This window comes from Bradyrhizobium sp., from assembly GCF_035273305.1.
Lineage (GTDB): Bacteria > Pseudomonadota > Alphaproteobacteria > Rhizobiales > Xanthobacteraceae > Bradyrhizobium.
In genome coordinates, this window is the sequence record NZ_DATEPI010000309.1 from 1 (window position 1) to 8,938 (window position 8,938).

The window sequence follows — 8,938 nt, forward strand, 5'->3', positions numbered from 1 at the left end:
CTGGATGACGTGCGGCGCGCATCGGAGCGTCTCGGCTATCCACCCCGTCTGGACGAACCTTCTATCACGCGGCCGTCACGCCGGTCGGCGTCTTCGTCAGAAGCTCGCTAAGCGCCTTTAAATTGGGCTCACGTTCGAAAGAGGCAACCCTCGCGATTGTCTCCTCCACCTGCTCGTCGCTCAAGGCAAGGCGCGCGAGCCGGCGGAATTTCTGCAAGATCTCTTCGTCGGACAATGGGTGATGGCTGGACCCGCGACGTTGCTCGATCATGGTCGAGCGTCGGCGTCCATCGGACAGCACCGCTTCGATCTTCACGGTATGCCGCTTGCCCGCGCCTCCCAAATCGATGTCCGGATCATGGACAAATGAAATCCGCGGCACGAGGTGTAATATCTTCGCGTCCGCGAGCCGTTCCGGCGCGTATTGGTCGATGAAGGCATCGCCATCCAGCAGCGTCACTGCGGCCGCATATTGCCCGTTCATCTGCGCGGTGATCACCTCGGCCGGAGCATAAGGCCACCCGATGTTGATGGCGCTCTTTTTGCTGACGCGGATTGTCATGCGAACGAGGTTTTCGGGAGTGAGGCCGTTTGCTCGCAACGCGCGAACGCCGTCGATTGTCGTGTGCGCGCTGGCGCATGCGGCATACGCCTTCAGCCCGACGCGCGCTGTTTCCCAAGTCGATCCGAGACCATCCAAGATGGAGCCGGCGTCGTGCTGACCGCGCAAGGTGCTCAAGAATCCACCGAAGGGCGCCTCGATGGCCTCGAGACTTCCAGTAAAGCCTTTAGCCGCGAGGTAGGCCGCTATGACGCCGCTTTGCGCGGCGCGGCCTGCATGGAAGCGTTTGGTCATCGCGCCGAGCCGCGCGGCGTAAAGGCCCGCCGCTTGTGTTGCTCCGATCGCGAGCGCATGGCTGGCGGCTTCGCCGTCAAGACGCAGCAATTTGGCCGCCGCAGCGGCGGCTGACAGCGTGCCGGCTGTGCCCGTGACATGATAGCCGCTGGTCGAATGCGATACGCCGGCGCAAATCCCAACTCGCAGCCCGACTTCATATCCGGCGATTAAAGCGACGAGTAGCTCGGCACCACTCGCATTCTGGACCTGCGCGGCTGCCAGGGCAGCCGGCAACGTTACCGCGCCAGGATGCAAAGACGACGAGACATGAGCGTCGTCTATCTCGAATCCATGAATTGCAGTGCCATTGGCAAGTGCGGCGTCGGGCGGGCTCACGCTTTCGCCCCGCGTAAAAAGTAAGCATCTGCCACCTTTGCTGAAGTCGATCGCCACGTCCGCTGCGATGCGGCCCCAAGGCTGCAATGCGCCGTAAATCCCGCACCCGATGGAGTCGAGCAGACATCTTTTTATCTGCGCGATCACCTCAGTCGGCACTTGCGACAGGCTGAGCTCCGCGGTCCAGCGGCCGAGTGCGCGTGTAACCGATGTTGCCGCGGCCTGCATCATCTCGGCTAAGACACCACTTCGGTGAGCAGCGTGTGTGCCTGCAGCGCTTGCTCGTCGACGACGATTCCCAATCCCGGTCCGCTTGGGGGAGTGACATGGCCGTCCTCGATACGGAAATCGGTTTCGGGCACGAGCGGGTCTGGACCGATCACACCGAGGCCGAAGATGAACTCACCTGCCGGCATGACGTGAACCGCGTGCCGGCTTGCATAAAAGTGCGCACCCGCCGCGGCCTCAAGTTGCGACAATACAGCCAGTCCACCGCAGTTGATTTTTAGACTGGCGGCTTCGGCCACCGCCGCGATCTTGCGCGCAGGCGTTAGGCCGCCGTGCTTATAGAGTTTGATGCAAAGAACGTCAGCGGCCTGCGCGGCGATGATCGCGTGCGCATCCGCAAGCGAAAGGCAGGCCTCGTCGGCCATCAGCGGCACGCCAGTCGCGGCACGCCGGATCTGCGCCATTCCCGCCAGGTCGTGTCGCTTGACCGGTTGTTCGAGGTAATCGACGCGATACTCGCGAAGGGCGGACAGGACTTGCAGCGTCTCGGCAACCGACCAGCCCGTGTTCGCATCCATTCCAATCGCCACATCAGGCCCAAGCGCATCGCGAACGGCGACGAAATTGGCGATGTCCTCCTTGAGGCCACCTTTGTGACCGGCCTTCAGACACAAGACCTTGATGCCGAATTCGTGCAGCGCCCGCTGCGCGTCGGCGACCATCCTTCCGCGATCCTCGGCCATGCTGATCGACCATTCCAGCGGAATGCGCACTTGCGAGAGGCCGCCGATCAAATCGTAGACGGGTCGGCCCACCGCTTTGCCGACCGCATCGTGCAGTGCGATATCGAGGACTGCACGAGCCATGAAATTGGCCGGTGCGCGCAGCTCGAACGTCTCGTGGATTGCTTCGATTTCGAAGATGGAGCGTCCGATGAGCTGGGCCCCGCAGACCTCCTTGATCATCGCGATCATCGATGCGTACGTGTCCGGCATCGAATGATGCGGCGCCAGTGGACGGATCTGACCATAGCCGACCACCCCGTCCGCGAAGATCTTCACCAAAACCGGTTTGCCCAGCAGTGTGCCTGGCGCGCCGGTATCGTAAGACCCGGTTGAGCGCTGACGCTGCAGCCGGATTTTCAAATCGGTAACGCGGATTTCGATGCGGTCGATACGCATGTCACGTCTGTCCGAAATAGAGGCGCTCCAGACTCTGCTGCTTCGCAGCGCCCTCGCCACCTTCCCCCAATGCGGGCTCGAAGTAAGGCTTGCTACGCCGCCGCGCCGTAAAATCATCCCAGGCCGCGACTCCGCGCTCGCGAAAATCCTGCATGAAATCGGACAGTGCCGCCCAGATGACGTGATGCGTGAAGCCGGGCAGCCAGGCGATATTCACGCCCAACGCAAGGTGCTCCTCGAGCGCGAGATAGCGTGGTAGTCGTCCCTTCATGAACGAAAACGGTCCACGCACTGCAGCCCGGGCCTGTTTGATCTCTTCGACGGAGTGGGGGGCTTCGAGCTGCACCCAATCAACTCCGGCATCTTCCTTATAGCTCTTCAGTCTTCGCAGAGTGTCTTCGAAACTACTGTTCTCGGCATCGCGCGCATAGCACTGCGCCATGATGACAAAATTCGGATCGAGCTCGTTTTTGATGTCAACCGCTGCACGATAGCGCGCCACCGCCTGCTCGATCGGAACGACAGTAATACCCGCGCTCTGCGTGCGGCGTTTGCCTTCGATAGGCTGGTCGTCGATGCGTATGCCGGCAATGCCCGCGCGAATGCATTCCTTGACCAAGCGGCGGACCGCCATGATCCCGCCATGACCAGTATCGCCATCCATGATGATCGGAAATTTCACGGCCTGAGCGATCCATCCGGCCACCGTGACGCATTCCAGCATCGTCAACGTGCCGACATCCGCCAAACCTGTGTAGCCGCCGACGACGCCGCCCGTTCCGACAAAGCCGACCTCGCAGCCCGCCTTTTCCATAATGCGCGCGCATGCCGCGGTCGGCGGATGCATGACGGCAAGGACCTTGTCGCTGCGATTGAGGAGTAACCGAAGTCGCGCGGAGGGGCTCAATGCGATGGGCTGATTGCTGGACATTGTCTCTATCCCGTAAGGCGCGCTTGCGTTGACGCATCAATCAACACGATTTAGGCTGACTGACAATGAAATAGTATTCCATACAATGGAACGACATGGCGTCGAACACCTCCACTAGAGCTATGGAAACACTGCCAGCCTACGTTATCGAAGCGGAAGGCGTGCGCCACGCCTACGAAGGCCAGAACGGATGGGTGCGTGCGCTGGAGAACTTCGGGATTCAAATTCCACGCAATGAATTCCTGTGCTTGTTGGGTCCGTCAGGTTGCGGCAAGAGCTCGTTCTTGCGGATGGTCAGCGGCCTGATGCGGCCGCTTGAAGGAGAGATCCGCCTCGAGGGCAAGCGTATCGACAAGCCGGGTCTCGACCGCGGGATCGTATTTCAGGAGCCGGCGCTATTTCCCTGGCTAACCGCGCTGCGCAATGTCGCTTTCGGTCTCGAAATGTCGGGCATGGACAAGAAGGTCGTGAACGATCGGGCGGCGGAGGTTCTCCGGATTGTTGGCCTTGAGCGCGCGATGCATCTGTATCCGTATCAGCTTTCCGGAGGGATGAAGCATCGCGTCGCCGTGGCCAGGGCGTGGGCATTGAAAGACGCATCGCTGCTTTTGATGGACGAGCCGTTCTCCGCGATCGACGCCGTCAACCGGATGACCCTTCAGAGATACTTGGTCGACGCGTGGCTGGCAGAACCCCGCACGGTCATCTACGTCACCCACGACATCGACGAGGCGATCTATCTTGCCGATCGAATCGCGATCATGACGCCCTCGCCAGGCCGCGTGGGCAAGTACGTCAAAGTCGATCTGCCGCGGCCCCGTGATCGTAATTCGGGGGAAGCGACCCGGCTTCGCGCGGAGCTCACGGAAACAATGGAGCGCTTTAGCGGCCAGTAAGAGCGGCAACACGTGAAAATAAATGCCGACGAGCGACGTCGGCACTCAGGAGGACGCGATGACAATTTGTTTCAGCCGCAGGGGTTTTCTCGCATCGGGATCGGCGTTCGTTGCGATGCCCGCCGTGGTGTCGGCAGCCGGCCCGGACGTGGTGCGATTCGGCGTCTTGCATCCGAATTTGACGACCGTAATTCACGAGATCGCGAAACGCACCGGGGCCTATCAACGCCACAACCTCAATGTGGTCGAGACGCGATTCAAGTCGGGTCAGACTGTTGAGGGGGTCGAGCAGCTCTGGCGCGGCAACCTCGACTTTTACATGGGCGGAGCGCCGGAAATTCCGCGCCTGAATTCGCGTCTGATCGAGTCCGGCAGCCCGGCGCCGCTCGCTGTCGTCAGTGGTGCAAATCCCGGCCACACCAGCTTGGTGTTGTCGAACAAACTTCATCCGAAAACAATCGACGAGATTCTGCACAGCCCGCTTCGTATAGCGGTTTCTTCTCTGTCTTCGGTTCATCTTGCTTTCTTTCGCGGTTATCTGCTCGCTGAGAAACACCTACTTACAAAAGATATTGCTTGGCAATTTCTCGCCGTGCGAGGCGGCGACATGGTGCCGGCTCTACTAACGGGCCAGATCGACGGGTTTTTACATTCGGAACCGACGACGACCCTCGCAATTGTCAACAATGCCGGGCATCTGTTCATGCATGCTGCGGACGGCGATATGGGCCCCAACCCACCGCCTGCGACCTTGATGGGATCGCGCCGTGACTTTATCAAAGATAAGAACGAGATCGCGAAACGTTTCATGCGAGCGATTTTCGACGCCAATGAAGCGTACGAAAAGGACCCGGCCGCGATGGCACCGGTTATTGCGGAGTGGAGTGGCCAGGACGAGAAGATCGTGCGTTTGGCCGAAAAGCGAATGAACCCAGTCACGAGCTTGACGCACGCTCAAGCCGAGAAATGGTGGGATTTCATCGGCAAGGCCATGATTGAACGCGGGGAGCTCAGTCCGAAGCTGCGTCCCTTTGAAGACATTTTCGATCTGAGCCTGCAGCCGCTGGGACACACATGAACACCGAGGCGCTATTAACAGAGCGAATTCCAGCGGTCGATTCGGACGCCGAGGTGCTGGCTGCCGCGGAGGTCGGCTCAAAATTATCGGAATATAGCCAACTGCGGAGGAGGCGAGAACGTTGGCGCCGCTTCCGCCGCGGGGCGATCGGCGTCGCGTTCGTGCTCTGTGCGTGGCAGTTCATGGCAGTCGCTTATAATCTTCAGCAGATCTTGCCGCCGCCTTTGGTGGTCGCAAAAACCATCTTCAATGCGCTGACGATGCACTACGATCAGCGTTGGCTCTATGGTCCGAATATTTACGAGCACCTAGCCGCGAGCTTTGTCCGGGCGATCTCCGGATTTGCGGTCGCGGCGGCGTTCGCCATCCCGCTTGGATTGTTGGTCGGGCGCATCGGTGCCGTTCGCGAATATGTCGATCCGGTCATACGCTCCCTTTATCCGATTCCCGGCATCGCTTGGATTCCGCTCGCGATCCTGTGGTTCGGCCTCGGCAACACGGCGGTGATCTTCGTCGTCTTCATTGCCGAGTTCTTTCCGCTTTATTTCAACACCGAGGCCGGCGCGCGGAGCATCAATCCCATTCTGATTGACGCGGGCCGTTGCTTCGGGGCGACGCGCCTGATGCTTTTTCGCCGAGTGATTCTTCCCGCAGCGATCCCATACATCATCACCGGAATGCGGATTGCCCTCGGCGGTGCCTGGCGCATGATCGTCGCGGGCGAAATGCTCGCCTCCCAGTCGGGTATAGGTTCAGTTCTGATGGAATCGCGTTTTCAATTCCGCGCTAACGATTTGATGATGGCGATGATCCTGATCAGCATCGTCGGCTTTGTGACGGAAAAGCTCATTGTCGGAACACTAGAGAAGAAGACCACCCAGAAATGGGAAGTGAAGGTTCTTTAGGGGGCATCCTCAAGTGCATGCGATATCGAAAATAATTGCGCGGCATGCCGAGCGAAAGTCGGTTGAAGTCGGCGAAATCGTCAATGTGGTGCCGGATTACGTCATGCTCAACGATAGGGGCGCCGCACGCGCTGCCGATCTGATGGCGAAAATGGGAGCCGACAAAGTTTTCAATCCGTCGCAGGTCGTGGTGGTTTTCGATCATCATTATCCGCCAATTCGCCAGCAGGATTCCGTTGCGCAAAAGAAGATTAGAGAATGGATCAAAGAGCAGACAATCGAAAAATTCCATGCCGGTGAAGGCATCGGGCACCTCCTGTTTCCGGAGAACGGGTACGCATTCCCCGGTGCGCTCATCTTCGGAACGGATTCGCACACCGTGACGAACAGCGCATTGGGCTGTGTCGCGACGGGGATGGGGCACTCGGATATCGCATCGTATCTGGCGATCGGATACAATTGGCTTCGCGTGCCCGAGGTCATCCGTTTCGATCTGCATGGCCGGTTCAAGCCGGGCGTCTACGCGAAGGATGTCGCTTTGCGGATCGCGCAGCTTTATGGCGAGGATGCTGCACCATATCTCGGAGTCGAGTTTGCGGGGCCGCTTGTCTCCGAACTGCCGATGTCCGAGCGCCTCGTGCTCTGCAATATGGTCATCGATTTCGGCGCCAAGACCGGTTACATCCAGCCGGATGACACAACGCGCCGCTTCATGGCGGAGCGTGCGCCGGGGCGAAGCTGGACGGCTGAGACGACGGATTCAAAGTCGGACTACAGCCGCATCATCGAACTCGACGTCTCCGAAATCGATTCCCTCGTCGCGGTGCCGCACAATCTCTCGAACATTCAGCGCGCGGCCGACCTCTCGAACATTCGTGTGGATGAGGCGATCTTCGGGACCTGCACAGGTGGTCGCATCGAAGACTTCCGCGTGGCTGCCGCCATCATGAAGGGTAAAAAGCTCGCTCCGCGTACTCGTATGATGATTAACCCCGGCTCACGAGAGACCTATACGAAGGCGCTGCAGGAAGGCCTGATCAACATCTTCGTTGAAGCGGGCGCGACCATCGGCGTACCCGGTTGCGGTCCGTGCACCGGCTGCCATCAAGGAATGCTTGCGCCTGCCGAAATCGCCATCACCAACGCAAGCCGCAACTTCAAAGGCCGGTTTGGCAGCCCCGAGGCGTTTGCCTATGTCGCATCGTCTGCGACCGTTGCGGCCTCTGCGATCGCCGGTCACATCGTCCCGCCAAGCGAATTCATGCAGCAGTAAGGGGATGCTCGTGCAGATATCGGGTTCGGCTTGGGTCTTCGGCGACAACGTCAACACCGATCTCATTTTTCCCAAGATGTGGTTTCGTCCGACGTATGAACCGGGGGAAATGGCTAGTCATCTGATGTCGGGCATCGACGCCGAGTTTGCCAGCAAGGTGCGGCGCGGCGACATCATTGTTGGCGGCGTGAACTTCGGATGCGGTTCGAGCCGCGAAGAGGCGGCTGCGGCGATGAAGGAAGCTGGCATTGCGGCGGTCGTCGCACCGAGTTTCGGACGGTTATTTACGAGGAACTGCATCAACGTCGGGCTACCCGTCATCACGTCCGAGAAGATCGATCAGCAGGTCGTCGCGCGAGACGTGCTGGAAATCGATCTCAGCCAAGGCACTGTCAAGGTCGTGCGCTCCGGCTACGTCGGTCGCGTGCCTCCGATGGCGGGGGAATCGTTGAAGTTGCTCCAGGACGGCGGGATCGCCAATTACACGCGACGTGTGCTGGAGCAGCGCCGAGCGGCCCAAGGGTAAGGCCGGTGAACAAAATCTATATTGCCCTCGCTTTGGCCGTCGTCCTGTCGCTCGGGTCTCCGTCGTCACAAGCATTCGCGAAATATCCCGAACCGGGCCGCCGGATCACGCTTGTCGTGCCGTTCTCGGCGGGTGGCTCTAATGACATCCTCGCCCGGTTCATTGTCCGCAAGATGAGCGAGGACTGGCGTGTGCCGGTTGTCGTGATGAATGTCGTGGGCGCCAGCGGCGCGATCGGCTCCGAGCGCGTGGCGCGTTCAGAGCCCGACGGTTACACGATCCTGATGTTGTCTTCGAGCTTCACCATCAACGCGGCCGTGATGGACAAGCTGCCCTACGATCCGAATACGAGCTTCGGAGCCGTCGCTTTGCTCGGCAAAGCCCCGATGATGCTTGCGGTGACGAAGGGGATACCGGTTTCGAACGCGGCCGACGTGTTTGCCTATGTTCGTGCAAACCCGGGCAAGCTGAACTATGGGTCGCCTGGCGTTGGAAGTATCAACAGCATGGCGATGGAGTTGCTCAAGCAGCTGGGCAACTTCGACATCAAGGCGGCGCCATATCGGTCAGGCAACGAAGCCGTCAACGATCTGATCGGCGGCCATCTCGACATGTTCATCGGTAGCCTCCCGCAGATGATGTCTCTGGCGCGCGCGCAGGCGGCGACCGCCGTCGCGGTGACAGGT

General features: G+C 59.8%; 9 protein-coding genes. 6 read left to right on the forward strand and 3 right to left on the reverse strand.

Going from position 1 to position 8,938, the window contains the following annotated elements; translation table 11 throughout:
* Nucleotides 1–64: 64 nt before the first annotated feature.
* From VJV58_RS20375 to VJV58_RS20385, 3 genes are read right to left on the reverse strand one after another with little or no spacing between them, the layout of a single operon-like run.
* Complete coding sequence (locus VJV58_RS20375) at nt 65–1,465, reverse strand: MmgE/PrpD family protein (protein WP_324139171.1); 1,401 nt, start codon at nt 1,463–1,465, stop codon at nt 65–67.
* A 5-nt stretch (nt 1,466–1,470) separates the two neighbouring features.
* The gene (locus VJV58_RS20380) at nt 1,471–2,643 is read right to left on the reverse strand and encodes a mandelate racemase/muconate lactonizing enzyme family protein (protein WP_324139172.1); all 1,173 of its coding nucleotides are present in this window, start codon (nt 2,641–2,643) and stop codon (nt 1,471–1,473) included.
* Nucleotide 2,644: 1 nt separating this feature from the next.
* The gene (locus VJV58_RS20385; RefSeq protein WP_324139173.1) at nt 2,645–3,574 is read right to left on the reverse strand and encodes an isocitrate lyase/PEP mutase family protein; all 930 of its coding nucleotides are present in this window, start codon (nt 3,572–3,574) and stop codon (nt 2,645–2,647) included.
* Nucleotides 3,575–3,696: 122 nt separating this feature from the next.
* On the opposite strand from VJV58_RS20385, the gene VJV58_RS20390 reads away from it, so the two are divergent.
* The 6 genes from VJV58_RS20390 to VJV58_RS20415 form a co-directional block, all read left to right on the forward strand.
* Complete coding sequence (locus VJV58_RS20390; protein WP_324139174.1) at nt 3,697–4,470, forward strand: ABC transporter ATP-binding protein; 774 nt, start codon at nt 3,697–3,699, stop codon at nt 4,468–4,470.
* A gap of 115 nt (nt 4,471–4,585) precedes the next feature.
* Nucleotides 4,586–5,548, forward strand: a complete 963-nt coding sequence (locus tag VJV58_RS20395; protein ID WP_324139179.1) for an ABC transporter substrate-binding protein — start codon at nt 4,586–4,588, stop codon at nt 5,546–5,548.
* Entirely contained in the window at nt 5,545–6,453 is a 909-nt protein-coding gene (locus VJV58_RS20400; RefSeq protein ID WP_324139175.1) for an ABC transporter permease, read from the forward strand. The genes VJV58_RS20395 and VJV58_RS20400 overlap by 4 nt, the downstream gene beginning before the upstream one ends.
* Before the next feature lie 13 nt (nt 6,454–6,466).
* On the forward strand, nt 6,467–7,726 hold the full coding sequence (locus VJV58_RS20405; protein WP_324139176.1) for an aconitase/3-isopropylmalate dehydratase large subunit family protein: 1,260 nt from the start codon (nt 6,467–6,469) through the stop codon (nt 7,724–7,726).
* A gap of 4 nt (nt 7,727–7,730) precedes the next feature.
* Nucleotides 7,731–8,252, forward strand: coding sequence for a 3-isopropylmalate dehydratase (locus VJV58_RS20410; RefSeq protein ID WP_324139177.1), 522 nt, complete (start codon nt 7,731–7,733; stop codon nt 8,250–8,252).
* Between the two features lie 5 nt (nt 8,253–8,257).
* Nucleotides 8,258–8,938 (forward strand): tripartite tricarboxylate transporter substrate-binding protein (locus tag VJV58_RS20415; protein ID WP_324139178.1); only part of this gene is annotated, 681 nt, incomplete at its 3' end.

Coding starts and splice junctions, on each gene's coding strand:
- VJV58_RS20380 (WP_324139172.1), bottom strand. CDS start 2,643: ATGCGTATCGACCGCATCGAAATCCGCGTTACCGATTTGAAAATCCGG.
- VJV58_RS20400 (WP_324139175.1), top strand. CDS start 5,545: ATGAACACCGAGGCGCTATTAACAGAGCGAATTCCAGCGGTCGATTCG.
- VJV58_RS20395 (WP_324139179.1), top strand. CDS start 4,586: ATGCCCGCCGTGGTGTCGGCAGCCGGCCCGGACGTGGTGCGATTCGGC.
- VJV58_RS20410 (WP_324139177.1), top strand. CDS start 7,731: ATGCTCGTGCAGATATCGGGTTCGGCTTGGGTCTTCGGCGACAACGTC.
- VJV58_RS20390 (WP_324139174.1), top strand. CDS start 3,697: ATGGAAACACTGCCAGCCTACGTTATCGAAGCGGAAGGCGTGCGCCAC.
- VJV58_RS20385 (WP_324139173.1), bottom strand. CDS start 3,574: ATGTCCAGCAATCAGCCCATCGCATTGAGCCCCTCCGCGCGACTTCGG.
- VJV58_RS20375 (WP_324139171.1), bottom strand. CDS start 1,465: ATGATGCAGGCCGCGGCAACATCGGTTACACGCGCACTCGGCCGCTGG.